25 protein-coding genes are annotated in these 25,389 nt (G+C 63.4%); 10 read left to right on the forward strand and 15 right to left on the reverse strand.

From position 1 onward, the window contains the following. Window positions 1-265 precede the first annotated feature (265 nt). Together I5R65_RS15945 and kefC are read left to right on the forward strand one after the other, a co-directional pair. Window positions 266-787, forward strand: coding sequence for an NAD(P)H-dependent oxidoreductase (locus I5R65_RS15945; RefSeq protein ID WP_180668586.1), 522 nt, complete (start codon window positions 266-268; stop codon window positions 785-787). 54 nt (window positions 788-841) lie between these two features. Beyond that, window positions 842-2,671, forward strand: a complete 1,830-nt coding sequence (gene kefC, locus I5R65_RS15950; protein WP_180668587.1) for a glutathione-regulated potassium-efflux system protein KefC — start codon at window positions 842-844, stop codon at window positions 2,669-2,671. 158 nt (window positions 2,672-2,829) lie between these two features. On the opposite strand, the gene I5R65_RS15955 is transcribed toward kefC, so the two are convergent. From I5R65_RS15955 to I5R65_RS15975, 5 genes are all read right to left on the reverse strand, one after another. Further along, the gene (locus I5R65_RS15955) at window positions 2,830-4,314 is read right to left on the reverse strand and encodes a DegQ family serine endoprotease (protein ID WP_180668588.1); all 1,485 of its coding nucleotides are present in this window, start codon (window positions 4,312-4,314) and stop codon (window positions 2,830-2,832) included. A gap of 167 nt (window positions 4,315-4,481) precedes the next feature. Then, entirely contained in the window at window positions 4,482-5,825 is a 1,344-nt protein-coding gene (locus tag I5R65_RS15960) for an ATP-binding protein (protein ID WP_180668589.1), read from the reverse strand. Beyond that, complete coding sequence (locus tag I5R65_RS15965; RefSeq protein ID WP_006461313.1) at window positions 5,822-6,478, reverse strand: response regulator; 657 nt, start codon at window positions 6,476-6,478, stop codon at window positions 5,822-5,824. Before I5R65_RS15965 ends, I5R65_RS15960 begins: the two co-directional genes overlap by 4 nt. 21 nt (window positions 6,479-6,499) lie before the next feature. Next, entirely contained in the window at window positions 6,500-6,694 is a 195-nt protein-coding gene (locus I5R65_RS15970) for a DUF2905 domain-containing protein (RefSeq protein ID WP_006461312.1), read from the reverse strand. A gap of 10 nt (window positions 6,695-6,704) precedes the next feature. Continuing rightward, complete coding sequence (locus tag I5R65_RS15975) at window positions 6,705-7,865, reverse strand: class I SAM-dependent methyltransferase (protein ID WP_180668590.1); 1,161 nt, start codon at window positions 7,863-7,865, stop codon at window positions 6,705-6,707. 44 nt (window positions 7,866-7,909) lie between these two features. On the opposite strand from I5R65_RS15975, the gene I5R65_RS15980 reads away from it, so the two are divergent. The 4 genes from I5R65_RS15980 to I5R65_RS15995 all read left to right on the forward strand — a co-directional run bounded on the left by I5R65_RS15980 (window position 7,910) and on the right by I5R65_RS15995 (window position 9,931). Further along, on the forward strand, window positions 7,910-8,677 hold the full coding sequence (locus tag I5R65_RS15980) for an SDR family oxidoreductase (RefSeq protein WP_180668591.1): 768 nt from the start codon (window positions 7,910-7,912) through the stop codon (window positions 8,675-8,677). 17 nt (window positions 8,678-8,694) lie between these two features. Continuing rightward, window positions 8,695-9,090 (forward strand): dihydroneopterin aldolase, encoded by a 396-nt coding sequence (locus I5R65_RS15985; RefSeq protein ID WP_006461309.1) that lies wholly within the window; start codon window positions 8,695-8,697, stop codon window positions 9,088-9,090. 143 nt (window positions 9,091-9,233) lie between these two features. Further along, on the forward strand, window positions 9,234-9,527 hold the full coding sequence (locus I5R65_RS15990; protein WP_180668592.1) for a type II toxin-antitoxin system HigB family toxin: 294 nt from the start codon (window positions 9,234-9,236) through the stop codon (window positions 9,525-9,527). Between the two features lie 11 nt (window positions 9,528-9,538). Beyond that, a complete protein-coding gene (locus tag I5R65_RS15995; RefSeq protein WP_180668593.1) occupies window positions 9,539-9,931 on the forward strand; it encodes a type II toxin-antitoxin system HigA family antitoxin in 393 nt (130 codons plus the stop codon). A gap of 79 nt (window positions 9,932-10,010) precedes the next feature. Here I5R65_RS15995 and I5R65_RS16000 read toward each other — a convergent pair whose 3' ends face one another. From I5R65_RS16000 to I5R65_RS16015, 4 genes are all read right to left on the reverse strand, one after another. Beyond that, a complete protein-coding gene (locus I5R65_RS16000; protein WP_180668594.1) occupies window positions 10,011-10,643 on the reverse strand; it encodes a YitT family protein in 633 nt (210 codons plus the stop codon). After that, on the reverse strand, window positions 10,636-11,826 hold the full coding sequence (locus tag I5R65_RS16005) for an amino acid aminotransferase (RefSeq protein ID WP_180668595.1): 1,191 nt from the start codon (window positions 11,824-11,826) through the stop codon (window positions 10,636-10,638). The genes I5R65_RS16000 and I5R65_RS16005 overlap by 8 nt, the downstream gene beginning before the upstream one ends. Window positions 11,827-11,944: 118 nt before the next feature. Further along, the gene (locus I5R65_RS16010) at window positions 11,945-13,261 is read right to left on the reverse strand and encodes an MFS transporter (protein WP_180668596.1); all 1,317 of its coding nucleotides are present in this window, start codon (window positions 13,259-13,261) and stop codon (window positions 11,945-11,947) included. 85 nt (window positions 13,262-13,346) lie between these two features. Next, window positions 13,347-14,777 carry a M20 family metallopeptidase gene (locus I5R65_RS16015; protein ID WP_180668597.1) on the reverse strand — a complete coding sequence of 477 codons (1,431 nt, stop codon included), beginning with the start codon at window positions 14,775-14,777 and terminating at the stop codon, window positions 13,347-13,349. 279 nt (window positions 14,778-15,056) lie between these two features. Here I5R65_RS16015 and I5R65_RS16020 point away from each other — a divergent pair, with 279 nt between their 5' ends. The 4 genes from I5R65_RS16020 (at window position 15,057) to galE (ending at window position 19,753) form a co-directional block, all read left to right on the forward strand. Further along, entirely contained in the window at window positions 15,057-15,980 is a 924-nt protein-coding gene (locus tag I5R65_RS16020) for a LysR family transcriptional regulator (protein WP_180668598.1), read from the forward strand. A 216-nt stretch (window positions 15,981-16,196) separates the two neighbouring features. Further along, complete coding sequence (gene ttcA / locus I5R65_RS16025) at window positions 16,197-17,171, forward strand: tRNA 2-thiocytidine(32) synthetase TtcA (protein WP_196872191.1); 975 nt, start codon at window positions 16,197-16,199, stop codon at window positions 17,169-17,171. Window positions 17,172-17,622: 451 nt separating this feature from the next. Next, window positions 17,623-18,699, forward strand: coding sequence for a CDP-glucose 4,6-dehydratase (rfbG, locus tag I5R65_RS16030; RefSeq protein ID WP_180668599.1), 1,077 nt, complete (start codon window positions 17,623-17,625; stop codon window positions 18,697-18,699). A gap of 34 nt (window positions 18,700-18,733) precedes the next feature. Continuing rightward, window positions 18,734-19,753 (forward strand): UDP-glucose 4-epimerase GalE, encoded by a 1,020-nt coding sequence (gene galE, locus I5R65_RS16035; protein WP_180668600.1) that lies wholly within the window; start codon window positions 18,734-18,736, stop codon window positions 19,751-19,753. Between the two features lie 17 nt (window positions 19,754-19,770). Here the strand turns inward: galE and I5R65_RS16040 are convergent, their stop codons facing one another. The 6 genes from I5R65_RS16040 to I5R65_RS16065 form a co-directional block, all read right to left on the reverse strand. Then, the gene (locus I5R65_RS16040; RefSeq protein ID WP_180668601.1) at window positions 19,771-20,745 is read right to left on the reverse strand and encodes an NAD(P)-dependent oxidoreductase; all 975 of its coding nucleotides are present in this window, start codon (window positions 20,743-20,745) and stop codon (window positions 19,771-19,773) included. Between the two features lie 45 nt (window positions 20,746-20,790). Further along, on the reverse strand, window positions 20,791-21,900 hold the full coding sequence (locus I5R65_RS16045) for a class I SAM-dependent methyltransferase (RefSeq protein ID WP_196872192.1): 1,110 nt from the start codon (window positions 21,898-21,900) through the stop codon (window positions 20,791-20,793). 155 nt (window positions 21,901-22,055) lie between these two features. Then, entirely contained in the window at window positions 22,056-23,384 is a 1,329-nt protein-coding gene (locus tag I5R65_RS16050; protein WP_180668603.1) for an FkbM family methyltransferase, read from the reverse strand. Between the two features lie 56 nt (window positions 23,385-23,440). Next, complete coding sequence (locus I5R65_RS16055) at window positions 23,441-24,109, reverse strand: hypothetical protein (RefSeq protein ID WP_180668604.1); 669 nt, start codon at window positions 24,107-24,109, stop codon at window positions 23,441-23,443. Continuing rightward, window positions 24,106-24,828, reverse strand: a complete 723-nt coding sequence (locus I5R65_RS16060; protein ID WP_180668605.1) for a nucleotidyltransferase family protein — start codon at window positions 24,826-24,828, stop codon at window positions 24,106-24,108. Before I5R65_RS16060 ends, I5R65_RS16055 begins: the two co-directional genes overlap by 4 nt. Then, on the reverse strand, window positions 24,825-25,388 hold the full coding sequence (locus I5R65_RS16065; protein ID WP_231395199.1) for an SIS domain-containing protein: 564 nt from the start codon (window positions 25,386-25,388) through the stop codon (window positions 24,825-24,827). The genes I5R65_RS16060 and I5R65_RS16065 overlap by 4 nt, the downstream gene beginning before the upstream one ends. Window position 25,389 lies beyond the last annotated feature (1 nt).

Here is a 25,389-nt window from a genome sequence, read left to right on the forward strand (position 1 = left end):
CCGCGCTTGGCGACAATCGTGCGACAGAGGACCCGGGGAGTGGCTGAGTATAAGCGCATTACCCGGCTTTGGACACCTGTCGGCGGCAAGGCAGCCGTACCAGCGGCGGCGGGTACCGGCGAGCAGTTTCATACAAGCCGCCGGTCCCGCTTTCATGGCACACTCCTTTCCCTCGTACTGGCAGACAACACAAATGCCTTGCATGTTCCGGTCAATTTCGCCCGGCCTGCCCGGGCAGCCAGATCAACCGTCCAGCTCCGCCATCATGTCCAAGGTCCTGATCCTCTACGCCCATCCCGCCGCCGAGCTTTCGCGCACCAATCGCCTCATGCTGGAAGCCGCCGCCCGGCTGCCGGAAGTCCTGGTCCACGATCTCTATGAGCACTACCCGGATTTCCACATCGACGTCGAGCGCGAACAGCAACTGCTGAGCGCGGCCGAGCTGGTCGTGATGCAGCATCCCATCCACTGGTACAGCATGCCGGCGCTGCAGAAAGAATGGCTGGACCGCGTGCTCTCGCGCGGCTGGGCCTTCGGTCATGATGGCCACGCGTTGCAGGACAAGCGTTTCTGGCTGGTCGCCTCCACCGGCGGCGAGACCGCCTCCTACAGCAGCGACGGCCGTCACGGCCACCGCTTCGAGGACTTCCTCCCGCCCTATCAGCAGACCGCGCGCCTGTGCGGCATGCAATGGGTGGAACCGCTGATCCTGCACGGCGCCCACCATATTCCGCCGGTGGAGTTCCAGCACCACGTGGAGCGCTATCTGGAAGGCCTGCAGGCATGATCCGCATCACCCACCTTGCCCTACCGACCCGACTTTTCACGACTGGACGTTCCCATGGATGAACAACTGCTCATCGCCCTGGTTTATCTGCTCGCGGCGGTGGCTGCCGTGCCCATCGCCAAGCGCCTGGGCCTGGGCGCCGTACTGGGCTACCTGCTGGCCGGCATCGTCATCGGTCCTTGGGGACTGGGACTGATCACCGAGGTCAAGCACATCCTCGAATTCTCCGAGTTCGGCGTGGTGCTGCTGCTGTTCCTGATCGGTCTGGAACTCGACCCCAAGCGCCTGTGGGCCTTGCGCCGCTCCATCTTCGGCTGGGGCAGCGTGCAGGTCGCCAGCGTCTCGCTGACCCTGTTCGCAGCGGCCCTGGCGGCCGGCATACCGTGGCGCATCGGCCTGATCGCGGCGCTGGGAATGTCGCTCTCCTCCACGGCCATCGCCCTGGCCACGCTAGGCGAGCGCAAGCTCACCGCCACCCCGGCCGGCGCAGCCGGCTTTTCCATCCTGCTGTTCCAGGATATCGCCGCCATCCCGATGATGGCCGCCGTTCCCCTGCTCGGCGTGGCCGTCAGCCAGGGCAGTGGCCAGGGCTGGCTGCACGCAGGCCAGGTGGCACTGGTGATCGCCCTGCTGATCTTCGGCGGACGCGTACTGATCCGCCCCATCCTGCGCATCATCGCCAAGACCGACATGCGCGAAATCTTCACCGCCTTCTCCCTGCTGCTGGTGATCGCCACCTGCCTGCTGATGCAGTCGGTGGGCATGTCGATGGCGCTGGGCACTTTCCTGGCCGGCGTGCTGCTGGCCGACTCCGAATATCGGCACGCGCTGGAGAGCGACCTGGAACCCTTCAAGGGCCTGCTGCTGGGTCTGTTCTTCATCGCCGTGGGCATGTCGGTGGACTTCGGCGTATTCCTTGCGCAGCCCTGGCGCATCATCGGCCTGGTGCTGGGCTTTCTGGCCATCAAGACCAGTGTGATGTGGGTCCTCGGCCGCTGCTTCGGCATTCCCCGTGGGCAGCAATTGTTCTTCGCCTTCCTGCTCTCCCAGGGTGGGGAATTCGCCTTCATCGTCTTCGGCGCGGCGGTCACCGCCAAGGTGCTCACGCCCGAGATCTCTTCCATGCTGGTGGTGGTGGTGGCCTTGTCGATGCTGGTCACGCCGCTGCTGTTGCTGGTGCATGACCGTCTGCTGGTGCGCTGGCTGGCAGGCGGCAAGCGCCGTCCGGAAGACAAGATCGATCCGCAGGACCATCAGGTCATCATCGCCGGCTTCGGGCGCTTCGGCCAGATCGTCGGCCGCCTGCTGGCCGCCAACGGTATCGGCGCCACGGTGCTGGACCATGACCCGGACCAGATCGATTTCCTGCGCAAGTTCGGCTTCAAGGTGTTCTATGGCGACGCCACCCGCATCGACCTGTTGCGCACCGCCGGCGCCGACAAGGCCCGCGTGCTGGTGATCGCCATCGACGACGCACAAGCTGCCCTGGAGATGGTGGACAAGGTACGCGAAGAATTCCCGCACCTGCAGATCGCCGCCCGCGCCCGCAACGTCACCCATCTCTATGACCTCATGGATCGCGGCGTGACCGTACTCGAACGCGAGACCTTCGAGAGTGCCCTGCACATGGGCCGACAAGTGTTGCAGCAGCTGGACTTCGGTGCCTACCGCGCGCGCGAGGCCGCCATGAAATTCCGCGCCCACAATGTGAAGACACTGGAAGCGCTCTACCCGCACTACAAGAACCAGGCACAGATGGTATCGATGGCCGCGCAGGCACGCGAGGAACTGCAGGCCATGTTCGCCGGCGACCGCGAGGCACTGGAGCGTGATCATTCGCACGACCAGTGGCGCCAGGAACCGCCCGCACCGCCCACGCCATAAAAAAGGGCCGGATACGCTTGCGCACATCCGGCCAAATCCCTCACTGCTTACTGCTTACCACTTACTACAAGACTACCTACAGCTCACTACTCACTACGTACTACGTACTACTGACTGCTCACCGGTACTACCCACTGCAAAACGTCAAATCGTTTATATCAATTCAGCGCCAGCGGCACGAAGATCTTCTCGTCGCCGCGTTCCACCAGCAGCGCCACATTCTTGCCGGCCTCGGTGGCCAGCTTGCGTAACTGGGCCACGCTCGACACCGGCGTGCCGTTGAGCGCCAGAATCACGTCGCCGCTCTGGATGCCAGCCACCGCGGCGGGTCCGCTGGCATCCTGCACCAGCAAACCCTTCTGGCCGCCCAACTGGGCTTGCTCATCCTTGTCCAGCGGACGCACCGCCAGCCCCAGCCGCCCCTGGTCATCGCTCTTGCCAGGCTTGGCATCGCTCTTGGCCTGCTTCATCTCACCCACCGTCACATTGAGGGTGCGCACCTTGCCGCCCCGCATCACTTCCATCGGCTTGCTGCTGCCTGGAGTGGCATCGGCCACCAGCGTGGGCAGGTCCACCGAGTGATCGATGGAATGACCATCGAAGCTCAGGATCACGTCGCCCGGTTGCAGACCCGCCTTGTCGGCAGGACTACCCTTCTCCACCGAACTGATCAGCGCACCCTCGGACTTCTTCAAACCGAAGGAATCCGACAGCGCCTGGTTCAGGTCCTGCACGGAGACCCCAAGGCGACCACGTGTCACCTTGCCATGCGTCACCAGCTGCTGCTCCACCTTCATCGCCACATCGATCGGGATCGAGAACGACAAGCCCTGGAAGCCACCGGTCTGGCTGTAGATCTGCGAATTGATGCCGATCACCTGACCATTCAGGTCGAACAGCGGGCCACCCGAGTTACCCGGGTTGACTGCCACGTCGGTCTGGATGAAGGGAACATAATTGTCGTCCGGCAGACTGCGCGACTTGGCGCTGATGATGCCGGCCGTGGCGGTATTGTCAAAGCCGTAGGGCGAGCCGATGGCCAGCACCGGCTGCCCGACCTTGACCCGCGACGGGTCACCGATCTGCACCGTCGGCAGGCTCTTCGCATCGATGCGGATCACGGCGATATCACTCTGCTTGTCGATGCCCAGCACCTTGGCCTTGAACTCGCGACGGTCGGTCAGCTTGACCACCACCTCCTGGGCACCATCGACCACGTGGGCGTTGGTGAGGATCAGGCCATCAGGCGAAATGATGAAACCCGAACCCAGGCCATGCATCACCCGCGGCTGTTGCGGCATCTGCAGCTGCGGCCCGAAGCGCTTGAAGAATTCAGAGAAGGGATCGTTGGGGTCCACGCCGTTGTCGTCGTCGTCGGCCACCTTGCGTGCCTTGCCGGTCACGCTGATGTTGACCACCGCCGGGCCATAGCGCTGCACGATGCCCGAGAAATCGGTCGCCGCCGCGACCACCGGTCCGGCCGGGGTAGCGGGCGCGGAGTTGGCCGCCACCAGCGGGGCGTTGACCGCGGCCGCCTGCGCCGACGGCAGGTCGGCGCCACGAAAATAGACATAGCTGCCGCCGACCACTGCGGCAATCATGACGGCCAAAGTGTTACGTACAAAAACAATGCGACGGCTCATCTTCTTCTCCTTGATCGAACGCGATATCGATGGTCGGGCCGGTTCGCCGCACTTGAGCGACCCACTGGCCTCAACCGTTGGAGTGAAGATTAAGCAGTGAAAATTAAGGCAGACTTAAGGCAGAAAAAAGAAGCCTGCTGCCCTGCATGTGGCCTGCCTGGCGCCGCCTAGGCAGGCAGCAGGATGAAGTCGACCCTTGCCTGCAAGCCCTTGCCGGTATTGACCAGGGTCACCGGAACGCGGTGCAGGTCGGCGATCTGGCGCACGATGGCCAGCCCCAGGCCGCTACCGAAGGCGGCACGGCTGCCGCTGGCATCCTGCGCACCGTGTGGACGCTGGGCACGATAGAAACGATCGAAGACTCGCGGCAGTTCGCTCTCGGCAATCCCGGGCCCACTGTCCTGGATGATCACCGTGCAGCGACAGGCAGCGGACAGATCGAAGCCGACATCGACCACGCCACCTGCGGGCGTGTAACGCAATGCGTTGTCCACCAGATTGTTAAAAAGAATGCGCAAGGCATCGGCATTGCCTTGCACCTGCAGCGGCCGGCCATCGTCACCTGCATCAGAGAGCCCCAGATCGATGCCGCCATGCTCGGCCACCGACGACAGGTCGCCCACCACACTGCCCAGCAGCGTGCGCAGATCCACCACCGCAAAGCCCATGGCATCGGGCTCCTGGCGCGCCAGGGTAAGCAACTGGTGCACCAGGTGGGAGGTCCGCTCCAGCCCGCTCTTGAGGTCCCCGAAAGCGGCCCGGCGCTCCTCTTCATCGCTGGCACGCTCGGCCAGTTGCGCCTGCAGACGCAGGGCGGTCAGCGGCGTGCGCAATTCATGGGCGGCGTCGGCGACGAAGGCGCGCTGGGTTTCGGTGGAATGCTTCAGCCGCGCCAGCAGGTCATTCAAGGCATGCGTGAGCGGCTGGATTTCCTGCGGCATGCCCACGTCCGACAAGGGTTGCAGCGAATTCATGTCACGCGCCGCCACTTCGGCGGCCGCCTTGCGCACCGGCGCCAGCCCACGACTCACTGCCACCCATGACAACACCCCGATGAGCGGGAACAGCAACAGCAAGGGCACCACCGTCTTGACCGCCATCTGCGCGGCGATCTCGTCGCGTGCGCTCTGCGGCTGCGCCACCTGCACCACGGTACTGCCGATCTGCGCGCTGTAGACGCGCCACATGCCATTGGGCCCGCGTACATTGGCAAAGCCCAGTTCGGCCTGGCGCGGCATGGCACCACGGGCATGCGAGTGATAGATGACGGAGCCACGACTGTCCCAGATCTGCATCATGATCTCGTCCTCCAGCTCGGGGAACTGCTGCCCCGGCGAGATCGGCGAGAAGGCCTGGCGCGGCAGCGAGGCCGCGATCTGGCGCATCTGGTAATCGAAGATCTGGTTGGCCTCGCCACGCGCCTGGAAGTACAGCGCCACCCCGGCCAGCACGATGATGGAGAACAGGCCCAGTCCCAGCCACAGCAGCAGCTTGTTGCGGATCGATTTCATGCCGGCACCAGGTAACCCACGCCGCGCACGTTCTTGATGAAGTCGCTGCCGACCTTCTTGCGCAGCGCGTGGATATGCACTTCGACCGCATTGCTCTCGATGCTGTCGTCCCAGCCGTAGAGTTTTTCTTCCAGTTGGGCCCGCGAGAGCACCACGCCCGGGCGGTCCATGAAGGCCTGCAGCAGCGTGAATTCACGCGCCGACAGGTTGACCGGCTTGCCGCCCACGGTGACCTCGTGGGTAGCTGGATTCAACACCACCTCGCGTACCTGCACCAGGCTCTCCGCCCGCCCTGCCTGACGGCGCGAAAGGGCGCGCATGCGGGCCGACAGCTCTTCCAGGTCGAACGGCTTGATCAGGTAATCGTCGGCCCCCGCGTCAAGCCCGGCCACGCGGTCGGCCACCGCGTCACGCGCCGTGGTGATGAGCACCGGGATGCCATTGCCACGCTCGCGCAGCGTGCGCAGCACCGCCAGACCATCCTTTTGCGGCAGGCCCAGGTCCAGCAGCAGCATGGCGTAATCCTCGGTCCGCAGGGCGACATCGGCCGACTTGCCGTCCTGCACCCAGTCGATGGCAAAGCCGTCCTGGCGCAAACCCTTGCGCACGGCCTCGCCCACCATGGGATCGTCTTCCACCAGCAATACGCGCATGTCGCGGGCTCCTTGTCCGATTCAGAGTAGCTTCGCCAGCAGGAACACCACCACCGAGATCAGGATGGTCGAGGCGAAGGGCAGCGAAAAGATGCGGCCGAACAGGCGGAAGCGCAAGTCCCCCGGCAAGCGGCCGATGCCCAGCTTTTCCAGCCAGGGCAGCAGGGTCGAGAACACGATGACCGAGAGAAAGATGACGACGATCCAGCGTATCAAGCGCTTCTCCTCAGAGTCGGTGGGTACGGTCGTGACGCAGCATGCGGGCCGGCCATTCGACATTCTTGCCGATGGCCAGTACCTTGAACAGCTCGCCCATCTCGGCCGGGGAAATCAGTTTCTGCATGCCATTGGCCAGCGGCAGGTAACGCAGGCTGTCCTCGGGCGAAGTACGCAGCAGCAGCTCGCCGATGCCGGCATTGAGCAGGAAGGCGCCCTGGCTGGTATAGGCCAGCACTTCGACGCCCTCTTCCACCGCCGCCACCGCCATCGCGGTGAAATCGACGTGGGCCGTGATGTCCTGCAGGCCCGGCCAGTAGAAGGGATCGGGGTGGGCGTGATGGCGGTAGTGACACATCAGCGTTCCCTGGTCACGGTCTTGCAGATAGTATTCCGCGGCCGAGAATCCGTAATCCGGCAGGATCGCCAGGCCACCCGGCCCCCGGGCCAGCATGCGACCCAGCGTATGCATGAAACCGATGGCCACCGGTGCCAGTTCGGTGAGGTAACCCTGCGGCAGTTCGTCCGCATCGGGAATCTGGGCCACCGGCAGGCCGGCCACGGCACGATCCTCGAAGCGCAGGCGCCCCTGGGCATCACATGCCACGCCGCGCTCCAGCCAGCCCTCGGCCGCCTTCACGGCCAACCGCACCGGCATGGCGTCCAGCACCTCATTGCCCACGACCACGCCGGAAAAGCTTTCCGGCAAGGCATCGAGCCACTCCACCACCGAGGCGAAAGCGGCCAGCGTTTCCTGTTGCTGCGCGCGCAACTGCGCAGAAATTTCCAGAATGAAATATTTTCGCGGCAGGGCCTCGCGCAATTGCAATTCGGCCAGGATGTCACGTGCCAGCTTGCCGGTACCGGCACCGAATTCCAGCAGCACGTTGTCCACGTCCGCACTGGTGGCGATCACCTCAGCCGCCAGGTGGGCCAGCGTGGCGCCATACAGGGGCGAGATTTCCGGCGCGGTTGTAAAATCCCCCTCTTTGCCCAGCTTGGCCGAACCACCGCTGTAATAGCCCACCTGGGGCGCATACAGGGCCAGATCCATGTAGCGTTCGAAGGAAATCCAGCCACCGGCGGCGGCGATCTCGCCGGCGACCAGTTGCTGGAGGGTGTGCGAGGCCAACTGTGCGTCGGCGCCTGGTTCGGGTAGTTGCAGTTGCATGGGCCGTATTGTATTGGAGTATCGGACTATTGGAGACCTGGAGCATGAGCTCATCCACTTCGGCCGGCGTCGCGCTGGTCACCGGCGCGGCGCGGCGCATCGGCAGGCACATCGCCCTGGCACTGGCGCGGGCCGGCTGGGACGTGGCCGTCCACTACAACCGCTCGCGCGAAGAGGCCGACACCCTGGTGCGCGAGATCGAAGCCCTGGGGCGCCGGGCGCTGGCCGTGCATGCCGAGCTGGGCGACCAGGCCCAGGTGAGCAGCCTGCTGGCCCAGGCCGCCCCGCTGGGACGCGTGCGCTGTGTGGTCAACAACGCCTCGTTGTTCGATTTCGATGACGCCGCCAGCTTCGGCAACGAACGCCTGCTGCGCCACATGAGTGCCAATGTCGGCGCCCCGGTGTTGCTGGCGCAGGCCTTGTATGCGGCCACGCCGGAGGGCGAACAGGCCGTCGTGGTCAACCTGCTGGACCAGAAACTGTACAATCCCAATCCCGACTTCCTGTCCTACACCCTGTCCAAGGCCGCCCTGCACAGCGCCACCACCCTGCTGGCGCAGGCACTGGCGCCCAAGGTCCGGGTGGTGGGCGTGGCCCCCGGCCTGACCATGGTCTCGGGCGACCAGACCGAGCAACAGTTCGACCGGGCGCACACCGTCACGCCCCTGGGCCGTGGCAGCACGCCCGAGGACATCGCCGCTGCCGTCTGCTACGTAGCATCGGCGCGGGCCGTGACGGGTACCACCCTGCTGGTCGATGGCGGCCAGCATTTGCTTCCCCTTTCGCGCGACGTCATGTTCGTGGCGAAATAACCTTTACATTTCTGATCATGCTCTTCCTGTCCCATCCTTCCCTGCAAGATTGCCGCCGCGTGTTCCTGCGCAACTACGAGGTGTTCATCAACATCGGCGTGCACGAGTTCGAAAAGAAGGGTGAGCAACGCATCCTGATCAACGTCGACCTCTACGTCCCGCTGGCCGATACCACGCCCACCGCCGACCATCTCGACGAAGTGGTCGACTATGACTTCATCCGCTCCACCATCGCCCAGCGCATGGCACGCGGCCACATCCACCTGCAGGAAACCCTGTGCGACGACGTGATGACGGCCATGCTGGCCCACCCCAAGGTGCGTGCAGTCCGCGTCTCCACCGAAAAGCCCGACGTCTATCCGGATTGCGATTCGGTGGGCGTGGAGACATTCCGTATCAAGACCGCGGGCTGATCTGATCCGCAGCATTCCAGCCTTCCTCCGCCGGCAGCACGACCAGAACCCCGCCTGATGCGGCGTTCTGTGTTTTTCGAGAATTACGTACGGTTTTACACTTCCGTCCCGCTACCAAGGTGGTAGCATGTTACGGTGTGTCGATGCGCATCATTGCCCTCTCCACCTTACGGACTTTCTGGACCGCACACCCTGCCGCGGAGACTTCGCTGCGAGCATGGCACGCCTTGGCCAGCCGGGTGAACTGGAAGACCCCGGCCGACATCAAGGTGGCCTATCGCAATGCCAGCTTCACCAGAAACAACCGTGTGGTGTTCAATATCAAGGGCAACGACTACCGGTTGGTGGTCGCTGTGCGCTACGACAAGGAATTGATCTACATCCGCTTCGTCGGCACGCATCGCCAGTACGACGCCATTGATGTGGAAACGATTTGAAGGAATGCCACATGCAACTCAAACTGATACGTACCCGCAAGGACTACCGCGCTGCACTGGCCGAGGCGGAGCGTTTGTGGGATGCTCCGGCACGTTCGCAACAAGCCGATCAACTGGATGTACTTACCCTGCTGATCGCCCATTACGAGCGCTCGCACTTTGCCATTGGTGATCCGGACCCCATCGACTTCCTGCTGCATGTCATGGAAGCGCGTGGCCTGACGCGTAAGGATCTGGAGCCCTACCTGGGACCACGTGGTCGCGTCTCCGACATCCTCAACCGGAGGCGTCCGATGACCCTGGACATGATCCGCAAGCTGAGCGCCGGCTTGAACCTCCCGGCCGATCTGCTGATCCAGCCCTATCCCGTCAGGTCGGCGACCGGTGAACCGATCAGCTCCTGATCCCACCAAGAAAAATGCCGTCCAGCTTGCGTTGGACGGCAATAATCCTGAACGACAGGCTTGGCAGGAATAAGCTCAACTACATCCCCATATACCTGCCCGCCCGGTGATTCAAGGCAATCACCAGATTGGCGGTGACCGCGCCCAGGATGGACGCGAGCAAGACCCGGGGCGTCACCACGAACAGCGAGCACAGCACGATCACCACGTCCACGCCCATCTGCAGTTTACCGGCACGCAGGCCGTAACGGTCCTGCAGGAACAGCGTGACCACGTTGACCCCGCCAAGGCTGGCGCCATGGCGAAACAACATCACGAACCCCACCCCCATCAACAAGCCACCCAGCACCGCGCTGTAGAACAGGTCCAGCTTGCCGTAGCTGATGAAGTGCGGATGCATCAGCGAAAAGCCGGAGACCAGTGCCACCGCGCAGAAGGTCTTGCCGGTAAAGCGCAGGCCCATGCGACGAAACGCGAAGTAGTAGAACGGGATGTTGATGGTGAAGAACACCACGCCAAACGGCAGGCCCGTCAGGTAATGCGCCAGGAAGGCCAGGCCGGCAGTGCTGCCGGTCAACAGGCCCACCTGGCTGTACATGTTCACCGCCAGCGAGACGAAGAGCGTACCGGCCACCAGCGCCAGTACGTCTTCATAGCTCTTGTGGCGGATATCGGCCGCAACCACTGCGGCCTTGCCTGCCACTTCAGCCACGCAGCACCTCGGCCATGGTCTCGGCCACGCGTGCAACGTTGCTGTCATTGAGGCCGGCCACGCAGATGCGACCGGTACCCACGGCGTAGACGCCGAACTCTTCGCGCAGGCGGTCCACCTGGGCGGACGTCAGGCCGGTGTAACCGAACATGCCGTTCTGGCGCAGCAGGAAGGAAAAGTCCTGGTCCGGCACCGCGCCCTTGAGTTGCGCGGCCAGCTTGACGCGCATGTCGCGCACCCGTACCCGCATCTCCTCGACTTCGGCACGCCATTGCGTGGCCAGCTTGTCGTCGCTCAGCACATGCGCCACCAGCAGTGCACCATTGCGCGCCGGGCTGGAATAGTTACGACGCACGGTCAGCTTCAGTTGGCCCAGCACATTGGCGGCCTGGCCTGCTTGCGGGCAGAACACCGACAACGCGCCGATGCGCTCGCTGTAGAGCGAGAAGATCTTGGAGAAGGAGTTGGAGAGGAAGAACGGAATCTGGCGACGCACTGCCTCGCGCACCGGCCAGATGTCCGCGTCCAGGCTCTCGGCGAAGCCTTGGTAGGCCAGGTCGAAGAAGGGCAGCAGACCGCGCTTTTCAAGCACATCGACGATCTGCTCCCACTGCGCGCGGGTCGGATCGACGCCGGTCGGATTGTGGCAGCAGGGGTGCAGCAACACTACCGCGCCCTTGGGCAGGGAATCCAGCTTGGCCAGCATGCCCTCGAAGTTCAGGCCCTTGGTCTGCGCATCGTAGTAGGGGTAACGCTCAGTCTTGAAGCCGGCGCCTTCGAAGATGCCGACGTGATTGTCCCAGGTCGGGTCCGGCAGCCAGATGGTGGGCTGCGGGAAGAAACGCGCGATCAGGTCGGCACCCACCTTCAGTGCCCCCGAGCCGCCCAGGGTCTGCACGATGGCCAGATGTTCCGCCGAGGGCAGATCCGCGCCGAAGAGCAGCTTGGCCACCGCCTGGCGATAGGCCGCATGACCTTCCATGGGCAGATAGACGTAGGGCGTGCCGGCTTCGGCCACCGCGGCGGCAGCGGTGCGCACCGAGGGTAGCACCGGCACCACGCCACGGCCATCGGTGTAGATGCCGATGGAAAGGTTGACCTTGTTGCTGCGCTCGTCGCGCTGGAACTGTTCCATCAGGCTCAGGATGGGATCGCCGGCATACGGCGGGAGATGCGAAAACATGAGGACCTCGTCAGATTGAGAAACGCCGATGCCGGTGCAGCCGAGCTTCACCGGCAAAACCGCCATGGTAGCGCGACGCGGGGAAAATTTCCTGCCCGACGTCGCCCTGGTGGCTTTTTTACAGGTATTTCTTCAGGCGCAGGTGGTAGATCGAGACGCACACCAGGCTGATGGTCGCGCACACCATCAGGTAATAGCTGGGCGACACCGGATTGCCGGTCTTGCCCACCAGCCAGGTCACCATGAAGGGCGTGAAGCCGCCGAAGACCGTCGCGCCCAGGCTATAGCTGATGCCCATGCCACGCACGCGGGTGGACGGCGGGAAGATCGAGGACAGCACCACCCCCAGCGAACCGAAGTACACCGCCTTCAGGATGCCGGCCCAGATCATGATGGCCATCATCACCCACACGCTGGGCTGGGAGATGACCCAGACGAAGGAGCCATAGATGGTGGCCAGCGTGAGCACGGTGGACACCACCATGATGCGGGTGCGGCCATAGCGGTCGGCCAGCAGACCCATGAAAGGCGCGCCCACCATCAGGATGGCCCCGGTCACCGCTGCGGCGGCGAAGGCGGTCGATTGCGGCAGGTGCAGTTGCTTGATGGCAAAGGTGGGCATATACAGCAGCATCAGGTAGGTGGCGGCGGTGGAGACCGACAGGATGCCCATGGCCACCAGCACACGGGTCACCTGCAGGCCCCAGGAAGCGTCATCCGCCTGACTGGCCTGGGCCTTCTTCGCCATCGGCACTTCATCGATGTGACGACGGATGTACAGGCCCACCGGCGCGATCAAGAGGCCGAAGGCGAATGGCAGGCGCCAGCCCCAGGCGGAAATCTGCTCGGGCGTGAGCCACAGGTTCAGCAGGAAGCCGGCCAGCGCCGCCATCAGCGCGGCCGCGCCCTGGCTGGAGAATTGCCAGCTGGCCATGAAGGCGCGGCGCTTGGAGCCGGTCTCGGTCAGCAAGGCAGTCGCCGAACCGAACTCGCCACCGGCCGACAGCGCCAGCAGGATGCGCGCCACCAGGATGCCGATGGGGGCCGCCACGCCGATCGATTCATAGGTCGGGATCACGGTACAGATCAGGGTGCCCACCACGGTCATCGACAGCGAGACCAGCAGCGCCGGCTTGCGCCCCACCTTGTCGCCGTACCAGCCCAGCAGGATGGCACCCAGCGGACGGAACAGATAGGACAGGCCGAAGGTAGCGAAGGTCACCAGCAGCGAGACCGTGTCGTCGCCGGTGGGGAAGAACAGCTTGGAAATGGTGACGGCGAAGAAGCCGTAGGCCACGAAATCGAACCATTCCAGGGCATTGCCGATGGAGGAGGCAATGATCAGCCGCCGCGTGCGGGCGGCCGACATCGGGGCCGGCTCGCTGTGCGCGCTGGGTGAGACTTCCTGTGCTGCCGATGGAGACGCTGCGTTCATGTTCTTGTTCCCGGTGGAAAGAGGGACTGCGTTGGATGGCGTGAGGTTGCGTACGGTGGATGCTGCGGACCCGGAGCCTCGGGGATCACGCCGGCATTGGGCTCGCGGCCTGCCCGGTGCGCCGTGCATCGGCTACCTGCCGTCCCTGGCGTCCGATATCCCACAGCAGGCCCGCCATCAGTTGCAAGCCCTCGCGGGCCACCGAGCCCAGCAAATGTTCATCCGGCGCATGCTGCGAGCAGGAGGGGTAGGAATGCGGTACCCACAGCGTGGGCAGGTTCAGCGCTTCCGAAAAGCAGTGGTTGGGGATGGTGCCGCCCAGGTTGGGCAGGATGGTCACCGGCTTGCCGGCAGTCTCCTGCATGGAGGCGGTGGCCAGCGCGACCCAGGGGTCGTCCGGATCAAGACGGGTGGCCGGAGCCGCCGCCTGGATCTCGATCTGCACGTCGTGGCAACCCTGCTCGTCGAGATGCTTGCGCAAGCTCGTCTGCACGTCCTCCCACACGGTGCCGACCACGAAACGCAACTGGAACACGACCTGCGCCCGTGCCGGGATGGCCCCCACCGGACGCTGTGCATTGCCGGCCTCGAAGGCGATCAGTTCCAGCGTATTCCAGGCAAACAGGCGCTCGCCGGCAGACAAGCCGGGCTCGCCCCATTGCGCATCGAGCTTGGGATCGCCGGCATCGCTGCCCACGGCAAAGTCACGCACCAGCGTGCGCACGCGCTGGCTGACCTGGCGCGGACGCAGACCGGGCACCAGGATCACGCCCCGCGCATCCACCAGCGAGGCCGCCACATTGGCCAGCACGGTGGCCGGATTGCGCAGCACGCCGCCCCAGTTGCCGGCGTGATGGGCGCCATTGCCGGTATCGAGACTGAGTTTGAACTGCAACGCGCCACGCGAACCGAGGAACAGCGTCGGGCTGGACGCCGCCAGCCGCGGGCCGTCCGAGGCCAGGAACAGGTCTGCCTCCAGGTAATCGGCGTGCTCGCGACATGCCTCGTAGAGGCCGGGCGATCCGACTTCTTCCCCCATCTCGAAAATCATCTTCACATTGCAACCGAGCTTGCCGTCGGCCGCCCGGATCGCCGCTGCCAGTGCGCCCAGATTGATGCTGTGCTGCCCCTTGTTGTCGGCGGCGCCGCGTCCGTACCAACGGTCTCCATGCGGCTCCAGCTGCCAGGGTGAACGGTCCTGCTGCCAGCGACCTTCCTGGCCGTTGACCACGTCGCCATGCCCATACATGAGCACGGTCACGGCATGTTCAGACTCGATGCGGCGTGCCAGCAGCAGCGGCGGCGCACCGGCAATCGGGTTGTCCACCTGGCGTGATTCGAAGCCCAGTGCCGCCAGGGCCGGGGCGATCTCGTCCTGCAGATACTGCGCCAGCTCGGAGGCGCGAGCGGCGTTCTGGCTTTCGGTGGGTAGCGCGATACGACGCTGCAGGTCGTCCTGGAAACGACCGGAGTCGAAATACTCGGCGGCCAGGCGGAGGGCGGTACTGCGGGACATGGAACAGGCTCCTTGATACTTGATCTGGAAGTGATTCTAGGAGCCACCGATATTTCTAACAATGTCAATTTTTAAAACGCTTCATTCTAATTTTAGCAAATTAATAATTCATGCTGCAGTACGATATTTAGCCCAAAAACCGTGCATCAATTGCGAAATTCCTGCAATTTTTTGTCCAATTATGCCGCCGCGCACCATAACAAACTTCCACTGCGTTGCAATGATTAAGTCCATAACTTGTTTAAAATAGAAATCTCTCTCACCAGCCTCCTTTCCGCCATGCAAAGTACCACGCTGCGCTATTTCTACCAGGTCGGCCGCACCGGCTCACTCACCGCCGCGGCCGAACGGCTGCATGTGGCCGTCTCGGCCGTAAGCCGCCAGGTCGCCAAGATGGAGGAAGAGACCGGCGTCCCGCTCTTCGAACGGCGCGCACGCGGCATGGTGCTGACACCGGCCGGCGAGGTATTGATGGCCTTCGCCCGACGCAATTTGCTGGAGGTGGAACAGGTGCTGGCCGAGGTCAAGGGTCTCAATGCGGTGGGCCAGAGCGTGGTCACCCTGGCCTGCTCGGAAGGCTTCGCCTGGGACCTGCTGCCCAATGTGATGGCGCAGTTCCGCGAGCAGTATCCGGGCATGCAGTTCAAGCTCAACGTGGTGGGCGCGGCCAAAGCCTCGCAGATGGTCGTCGATGGCGAAGCCGATATCTCGGTCACCTACAGCCTGGGACCGGCCGAAGGCCTGGCCATTGCCTATCGAGAGTCGGGGCCGATCTTTGCGCTGATGAAGCGGGAGCATCCGCTGGCCACGCGCAAGCTGCTGGCCCTGAATGATCTGCAACCCTTTCCTCTGGCGCTGCCCGAGCAAGGCTCCACGGTCCGACAGCTGTTCGATATCGCCTGCGGCATGCGTGGCCTGCTGTTCGCCCCGGTCTTCACCAGCCATTCGCTGGGCGCGGTGTACCGTTTCACGGCGCGCTCGCCCGATACGGTCGCGCTGGGTGGCTTCCTGACCGTGCAAGAGCGTGCCGAGGAAGACGGCATGGCCCTGGTCGCCATGGCCGAGTCCGAACTGCATCAGCGCACCCTGCAGGTGCAGACCATGGCCGGACGCAAGCTACCACCGGCAGTCTCGGCCTTCGCCGACTTCCTGATCACGGCGATCCGCCAGATTCGCAACCGCCACGCATTGGGGGCAGGCTGATCCGCGAGCTGGGCGGCGGGCCATGCACTGATGCGGCCTGGACGCCACGTTTTACGCAGGGCGCAGAGCCTGAACGCGCCCCGCCCATGGCACGAACCGGCGCTGCATGAGAAAATGCCGGTCCTCCGCCCGTGCCCAGCCATCTTGCCCGTTGACCAACCGGCAAGCTTGTCGTTGGTGCGGCAGCAACAGCCTACCGATGAAGGAATTCCCCCCATGAACGACATTGCAGCCGCAGCGCAACTGTCCGACCTGACCGACCTGCCCCAGCTTCCCGGACTGGATGAAACGGCCACGCCGGCGGCCGGCGCGCATGCGGAAGTGACCGCGCGCGGTTCGCGCCGCTTCGAGATCCTGGAAAAGGGCATCCGCCGCATGACCGGCCGTGCCATCGCCGACTTCGACATGATCCGCGACGGCGACGTCATCATGGCCTGCATGTCCGGCGGCGCCGACAGCTACACCATGCTGGAAACGCTGCGCTACCTGCAGACGGTGGCACCGGTGAAGTTCGAGATCATCGCCGTGAACCTGGACCAGAAGCAGCCGGGTTTCCCCGAGCACATCCTGCCCGCGTATTTCGAGCGCATCGGCGTGCGCTACCGCATTGTCGAGGAAGACACCTACAGCATCGTCAAGGACAAGATCGCCCCCGGCAAGACCACCTGTTCCCTGTGCTCGCGCCTGCGCCGCGGCATCCTCTACCGCGTGGCCAAGGAACTGGGCGCCACCAAGATCGCCCTGGGCCACCACCGCGACGATATCCTGCATACCTTCATGCTCAACATGTTCTACGGTGGCAAGATCAAGACCATGCCGCCCAAGCTGATTGCCGATGATGGCGAGAACGTGGTGATCCGCCCGCTGGCCTATGTGCGCGAACCGGACATCAAGAAATACGCGGCTGCCATGGAATTCCCGATCATCCCCTGCAATCTGTGCGGATCGCAGCCCAACCTGCAACGCCAGGCCATGCGCGAAATGCTCAATGATTGGGAAAAGACCAATCCGTTGTGGATCAAGAGCATGTTCACCGCCATGGCCAACATCACCCCTTCGCACATGCTGGACCGTAGCCTGTTCGACTTCGGCAGCTTCCAGCCCGTGGCCGGCAAGGAGGCCTCGGGCGACACCCTGTTCGATCGCGACGATCAGCTCGACCAGGGTCAATCGGTCGTCAACCTGCTCTGATTCCCACCTCGGCCGACACCATTCTCATCCTTGCCAAGGCCGGGTCGAGACTTAGGGTGACGAGACACCACGTCTCACCTTGTTCCCCGGAAGCCCGCCTGCAGCGTGGCTTGCGCGGCCGGGGCGGCGGCCAGCCCCGGCCAAAAAAGTAAATTTTTGTTGTCACCCGGCTATAGTCGGGGATTGGACGACAAATACCCTCCTCTTCGACGCTTGAAGGCGAAAAACCCCATGTTCTAATCTGACCCATCGTAGTGAGCTGCCGCGAGGGCTCGCTGCCAGGTAAGAATAAAGATAACCATGCAGTCGTGGTTTCGCAGGGAAACGTGATCCCGACACGGAAAATACCGGGAGGCCGAGCCGCCACCGACGTGCCGGCCGCCGCGTGAAACATCGCACCCACGCCTCTGCACCCGAACGACTCTCCGCCCTACGTGTAAGAGGCTGCCTGATGGCTCATTTTTGGCGCGACAAGCGCGTTTTCATCACCGGTCACACCGGCTTCAAGGGAAGCTGGCTGACTCTTTGGCTGCACCTGATGGGCGCCAAAGTCAGCGGCTATTCGCTGCCGGCACCGACCAATCCCAGCCTGTTCCACCTGGCGCGGCTGCACAATTGCGTGCAGACCACCACCGGTGACGTGCGCGATCCCAAGCACCTGGCCGAAACATTGGCGGCGGTGCAGCCGGACATCGTCTTCCACCTGGCAGCCCAGCCGCTGGTGCGCGACTCCTACAGCACACCCCTAGATACCTATGCCACCAACGTGATGGGCACCGCCCATCTGCTGGAGGCAGTGCGCCACACGCCGTGCGTGCGCTCGGTGGTGGTGGTCACCAGCGACAAGTGCTATGAAAACCGTGAATGGCTATGGGGCTATCGCGAGGACGACCCGATGGGCGGCCACGATCCCTACAGCAGCAGCAAGGGCGCAGCCGAACTGGTGACCTCGGCTTACCGCCGCTCCTTCTTCGCCAAGGACCCGGAAAACCCGGTCGGCATCGCCAGCGTACGCGCCGGCAATGTCATCGGCGGCGGCGATTTCGCGCCCGACCGGCTGGTACCCGATTTCATCCGCGCGCTGGAACGAAACGACGCCGTCAGCATCCGCAACCCGCACGCCGTGCGGCCCTGGCAGTTCGTACTGGAGCCGCTGTCGGGCTATCTGCAGATCGCCCAGTTACTCTATGAGCACGGCGGCAAATATGGCGAGGCCTGGAACTTCGGCCCGGCCGATACCGATATGCAGACCGTCAGCCAGCTCTGCGCCACCTTCAATCATTCCTTGCAGAAGAACGACGTGATGCCGGTGGAAGTCAGACTGGAGCCGCAACCGCAAGGCCCGCATGAGGCCGGCACCCTGCGCCTGGACATCTCCAAGGCACGGCAGCGCCTGGACTGGATTCCCAAGATGGAGCTCTACACCGCGCTGGAACTGACTGCGCAATGGTATGCCGGCTACCTCAACAACGAGGATCTGCGCGGCCTGAGCGAGAATCAGATCGCCTTCTACCAGAGTCTGACATAATCTCCGGGTTACGCACCCGGAGAACAGTCAGCTCATGAACATCCTCGTCACCGGCGGCGCCGGTTATATCGGCTCGCATACCTGCGTGGAACTGCTTAAGGCAGGCCACGAAGTCATCGTCTTCGACAACTTCTGCAACAGCAGTCCCGAATCGGTCAAGCGGGTACAGCAGATCAGCGGCAAGCAGCTCTCGCTGGTCAAAGGCGATATCCGCAACCGCGACCAGCTCGAGAGCGTGCTGCGCGAATTCAAGTGTGATGCGGTCATCCACTTCGCTGGCCTGAAGGCTGTGGGCGAATCGGTGGAAAAGCCGCTGATGTACTACGACAACAACGTGGTCGGTACGGTGCGCCTGCTGGAAGCGATGGAAGCCACTGGCGTGAAGACCATCGTCTTTTCCTCCTCGGCCACGGTATACGGCGATCCGCAATACCTGCCCCTGGATGAAGCCCATCCGCTATCGGCCAGCAATCCCTACGGCCGTAGCAAGATCGTCATCGAAGACATGCTGCGTGACTATCATCGCGCCCATCCCGACTGGAAGATCGCGCTGCTGCGCTACTTCAATCCGGTAGGCGCGCACGAGAGCGGCCTGATCGGCGAGGACCCCAACGGCATTCCCAACAACCTGATGCCCTTCGTGGCGCAGGTGGCCATCGGCCGCCGCGAGAAGCTCAACATCTGGGGCGGCGACTATGCCACGCCCGACGGCACGGGCGTGCGCGACTTCATCCATGTGGTGGACCTGGCCCATGGCCATGTGGCCGCACTGCAGGCTCTTACGACGCCACAATGCTTCGCGGTCAACCTGGGCACCGGCATCGGCTACAGCGTACTGGACGTGGTCAAGGCCTACGAAAAGGCTTGCGGCAAGACCTTGCCCTATACCATCGCCGATCGCCGTCCCGGCGACATCGCGTCCTGCTACGCCGATCCGGCGCAGGCCAGCGAAAAGCTCGGCTGGGAAGCCAGACTCGGACTGGATGCCATGTGTGCGGATTCCTGGCGGTGGCAGCAGAAGAATCCCAACGGATTCAAAGACAGCGCCGCCTGACTCCGGCCAAAGGCCATTCAGCCGCGTTGCCGCAGGGACCGGACCGTATCCGCGATGGCCTGGCGCAAGCCGCGCACTGGCGGCGCGCCTAGCGCCTGGGCCTTGGTGATATCGGGAATGTAGCGGTTGCGGCCCGGATTGTCGGCAGCCGCCTTGGCCATGATCCGTACCGGCTTGTCCGGAGCAACCAGCTCACGCACTAGCCCGGCCAGTTCGGCCACCGTCACCGCCTCCGCCGAACCTACGTTGTAGGCTTCGCCAGCCTTGCCATCGCGCAGCAAGAACGTCAGCCACTGCGCAAGGTCGGCCTGGTGCATGTAGGAACGCACCGGAGTGCCATCTCCGCCCACCACGATTTCCTGCCCGTACAAGGCATCGCGAATAAAATTGCCGATGGCGAAGTGCGCGTTGAGCGGCAGGTCCTCGCCGACAAAGGCAAAGCAGCGTGCCACTACCGCATCGAACCCGTATTGCGCCGCATACAGCGCGCACAGGTGCTCCGCCTGGCGCTTGGCCAGGCTATAGACATTGCCGGGGTTGAGCGGGTCGGGCATGCTGTGAAGATGTTCCGGCATCGCCACCAAGCCGGCAGGCTGCGGCCCGTAGGCGCCACCTGAACTGGTGAACAGGAAGCGCGCGGCACCGGTGGCCACTGCCAGCTCCAGCATATGGCGCGTGCCCGCCGCGATCTGGTCGTACCGCTCCAGCGGCGTCAGCCTCGCTGCATCGGTGGAGTCGGCCGCAGCATGCAGAATGTGGGTGAACCTGTCGGTGCGCGGCAAGGTCTGCGGCGACAGGATGTCGCCCTCGTGAAAGCGCAGCCAGGGCAGCCCATCGAACTCGGGATACTGGTCCAGGAAGCGGCGTGGCGCCCGACTGAGCACGACGATCTGAGCGCAGTCCGGCGCGCCGCCCTCTCCTGCCCGATCAAGGAAATGGCGCAGCAGCGCCTTGCCGAAGAAACCTGTCCCACCGGATATCAGAAGTTTCATTGCGTCTCTTTTCATGTTGGCCCGCTCACGAGAACGTAGCGGATTTCAGAACACCAGCACCTTCTGCGCCCCTGCCTCGGCCAGCATTCTTCCTATCGTCTCGCCACCCCACGATACGGTGACCACAATGGGCAATCCGGCGTGCTCGCGCAGCGCGGCATCACGATCCATGAAACGGTATTGCCCGGCATAGGCCGATTGCGACAGCGCTTCCCAGCGCGCATCAATCACGGCGCGCACCCGGCAGGCGGACAGCGGCCCTCCGGCCGCGCGCGAGCGGAAGAAGTTGTCGCCAAAGCCATAGACCACGATCTCCTGGCCGGGAACGAACTGTGCCGCCATCCTGCCAGCGCGGTCGCGCTCTTGCGCAAGATAGGACGCCAGCGCCTGCGGCAGGCCATGCGGCGCCTCCAGCCCGGCCACGTTGTCGGCCCCCGCAGCGCCGATGACATAGCAGGCGGGGAAGGGATTGCCATCCTTGTAGGTGAAATCCTGCCGACCGGCCTGGCGGATTCCGAGGCCCCAGCCACGCACCACATCTGACAAGGATGCGATGGAAAAATGATTGACGTGCAGGCGGTCGAAGTAATAGCAGAACTCCCGCCGCGGCGCGGATGCATAATGCGCCGCATCCGGTACCTCGATGTAGATCTTGCCACCGGGTGCCAGCTTGCCGACGATGCGGGAAAAGTCCTTGAGATCGACGATATGTTCCAGCACATGCGAGAGGATGATCACGTCGAACTTCTGATCGAGTTCCTGCCACGAACGATTGAAGCGGATGCGCGGATGCGCGCCACGCCCACCCGGTGCATCTTCCTTGACGTTGGGATCGCTGCCGGTATAACGATGCTGCGGGAAGCGCGCTACCAGCGTGCGCAACAGGCCCGCCTCGCCGCATCCCACGTCGAGCACGTCCAGCGCCTCCGGCCCGCCAAGGATGGCGGCCAGGGTATCGGCTTGCGTGACATAGCGCCTGGCGTCCAGTTCGGAAATCTCCGCGTGGACCGACATCTGATCATTGGTATTGGCGGCGTAATAGCGGTCATAGGCTTGCGCATCGACCGGTGCCACATAGGCGAAATCGCAGGCCGCACAGACCGACACTGTGATATCGGATGGCAGCCCCACGCGCTGCGAGAGTGCGAGCGACAACAAGGGCTGCCCGGGCGGCGTACCACAAAGGGGACAGGCGCACAGGGGGGGGCGTGTCCAATGGCGCGTATCGGAATGGGGGTGGTCCATGAGGCGTCAAGTCCTGGTCGGGGATCAAGGCAGGAGCGCAGCGTCCCGCACTACCTTGCACATCATCAATAGAAATAGAACGACGAGTCGTCCATGATATCGGAGTAGTGACGCAGCCCCACCTTGTAGTCCGGATGGATGTGCTTGACCTCGTCAAGCAGCTTCCAGAGATCCGATGCCCGGTGATAGGCGCACACGCAGAGCTTGGGCCGCTGCACCCGGATGGTGCCGGCCGCGCCCTTGAGCGCTTCTTCCTCGGCACCTTCGATATCGAGCTTGAACAGCGTCACCGGGCCGGTGATGATGTCATCCAGGCGTATGGTCTGGATATAGGAGACGATGTCATTGGGGATGGGACTGTCGATCTCCTGCAGCAGGTCGAACGACATCGCGGGACGATAGGTGAATTTCTGGTACGACGACGACAGACCGAGATTGTAGAAGAACACCTCGGGCCGGTCGGCATGTCGTTTCAGGCCATCGTAATACGCCGGCAACTCCGGTTCGAACAGGTAGGCATGGGTCGCCTTGCCGAGGCGCTGTTCCATGCGCTCCAGGCTGTCACCGTTGAAGGCGCCAGCATCGACGTAATAGGCCATGTCGGCAGGCCGGATAAAATCCGCATCCAGGTATTCATCCGCGAAGGGGGACTTGATGCTGTCGGCCACCTGGGTGTCCAACGTACGACGCATCCGGATCAGGCCGTCGAAGATCTGACGTGAACGTTCATCGTCCAGTGCCAGGAAAGCCGAGATGAAGCGCATGGCATCGGTGTCGAGTGCGTCGACGAAGGAGCGGAAATCGCTCTCGGCATTATGTGAAGTACGCAGTGCAAACATCAGTTCGTGCATGTTCTTCACATGCTTCCAGCCCAGCCCGTGCAATTGCGCCATGATGACATTGCTGTAGCGACCGCTGGCCACGACCACGGTTTCGTTCTCGCCATCGATCTGATCGGGACCGCCGATAAGGATACCGTCGATGCGCTTGCCGTGCTTGTCCCGACTGTTGTCGATGAAGCCCTTGACCACGATACCGCGCTCGGCGCAGAAGCGCGCAACCTTCGCGCCCAGTTTGTGCGCACCGAAGATGTACAAACCCCGATCCGCGCTGAACACCCCTGCCAGCGCGGCCTCCAGCGTGGCGCAGGCGGCCGGGCGATTGGCATCGGCCAGGGCCAGCACTTCGGGATAGCGATGCAACTGCCGGAGCAGCTCGAACTTCTCCCGCTGGGCCAGCACCACATGCTCACCGCACTCCGACAGGCGTTGCTCGCCGAGGCGGAACGGCAGCACCACCGCGCCGCCATCGGGCCGGGCAATGCTCAGGAAGTAATCCGTATCGGCCTGCAGATCGGCGGCATGCATGCCGGCCGCGTCAATTCCCTTGAACATTCTTTCCTCGCGATGAAATGGAGGGCGCCCGGTGACGACGCCGCAATGCCTGATGCCTAGGCCGACGGCACGTTGAAATAGCGCTCGGCCAGGCTCTCGCGCCCACGTGGACGGATCACCAGCCCCGTCGGCCCGTTGTAGACCACGCTGTCCGCCGGGATCGCACGATCAAACACCAGCGTATTGGCCCCGATGGAAGAACGCGCTCCAATGGGCTTGTTGCCGATGATCTGCGCACCGGCGGTCAACGCCACGCATTCGCCGATCTTCAACTCCGGATCAGTGTTGACGGTGACGTTCTGCAGTATCACCAGGAAATTGGAATATTGCGCATGGCCGAGCACGCTGCCCACCGGATGGTTGAGGAAGAAGATCTCGGGCAGCGCCAGCTTGTAGGAGCAGAACACGCCGTTGAGCGCCTGGTTCAGCAGCATCAGCTTGTCGCACAATGGCTGGTTCTGCGAGCGCTTCCAGAGGCTGTTGCCCATGAAGTACAGCAGATGGCAATACTGCCCTGAATGCAGATGCGACAACTGCACCTTGCCATCGACCACGAAGCCCCGGATCGAGACGAACTTCAGGCAATACTCCAGTCGCTGCAGGGCCTCATCGAAGGCAGCGTCGACATCCGCACCGGCAAACGCGTAACGGTCAGGGAAAAAACGGTCGAGCTGCTGGCCCATGTAGGCCTTGAACTCCTCTACCGGCATGGACAGGTCCATCATCGCGCAAGCCCGTCAGCGTCAACACCGGGCCGCTGCAGCGGCAGTTCGTATTGGGCGCGCGCGAGATCTTCCGGCACCCCCATGTCGATGAAATAGGCGTTGGTCTGCATGCCGTAGATGGCTGCCGTATTCAACTTGCCAGTCAGCACATCAAGCTCGAAACTGAAGGCGGCATTGCTGCTAGCGGTGAATACCCGCGCATGGACGTAATAGACGCCGGAGTTGATCAGGCCCGCCTGACCCACGCCCTTTTCGCGAAAACCCAGCACACGTGCAGACTGGTCAATCTCGACGCGCCCGAAGCGGGAGGTGTCGGCCATGTACTTGAGCGCCATGGCAACGTCGGCCTCCTTGTCACGGGCAAAAGCGACCAATGCACTGGCATCCAGGTCGAGCAGGGTGTCGCCGTTGACGACGATGGTTTCGTCAATGTCGTGCGAGCGCATGGCGTGACAGATCGCGCCACCGGTTCCCAGTGGCTGCGGCTCCACCGAATAGGCCACGGGAACACCGCGCCATTGGCTGCCGTACAGCGCCCTGATCTTTTCCCACTGGAAGCTGACAGCCAGCACCAGTTCGCTGGCACCACCCTCCACCAGCCGGTCCAGCACATAGGACAGGAAGGGACGACCGGCCACCGGGATCATGGGCTTGGGCGTCTCCCGGGTCAGCTCGCCCAGGCGGGTTCCCAGTCCACCGCACAGGACGATGGCCTTCATGCCGGCTCCGGCCGGAAGATCCGTTGTTCGATGTGGGCGCACAGGGCGTGTTCGATAACCAGATGACATTCCTGGATGCGCGGCGTGGAAGCCGACGGCACGCACAGGCAGTGATCAGACAGGGCCTTGAGCTTGCCGCCCGCTTGCCCGGTGAGGCCGACGACCGTGATGTCCTTCTGGCGGCAGGCTTCGATGGCGTGCAGGATGTTTTCCGAATTGCCACTGGTGGAAATGGCGATGAACAGGTCTCCGGCGCAGCCATTGGCCAGCACCTGACGGGCGAACACCTCCTTGTAGCCATAGTCGTTGCCGATGGCCGTGAGGATGGAGGAATCGGTGGTCAGCGCAATGGCCGACAGGGGCGGCCGATCGAAATAGAAGCGACTGACCAGCTCACCGGCAAAATGCTGGGCATCGGCGGCGCTGCCGCCATTGCCGGCGATCAGTATCTTGTTGCCGCGTTGATAGGTCTGCACGCACAGCTCGCCGATGGCCTGCAGCTCGGCATTGAGGGCGGCGTCTCCCAGGAAAGCCTGGAACACCTGCAGCGATTCCTGCATG

Source organism: Herbaspirillum sp. AP02 (assembly GCF_015767275.1).
GTDB lineage: Bacteria > Pseudomonadota > Gammaproteobacteria > Burkholderiales > Burkholderiaceae_D > Herbaspirillum.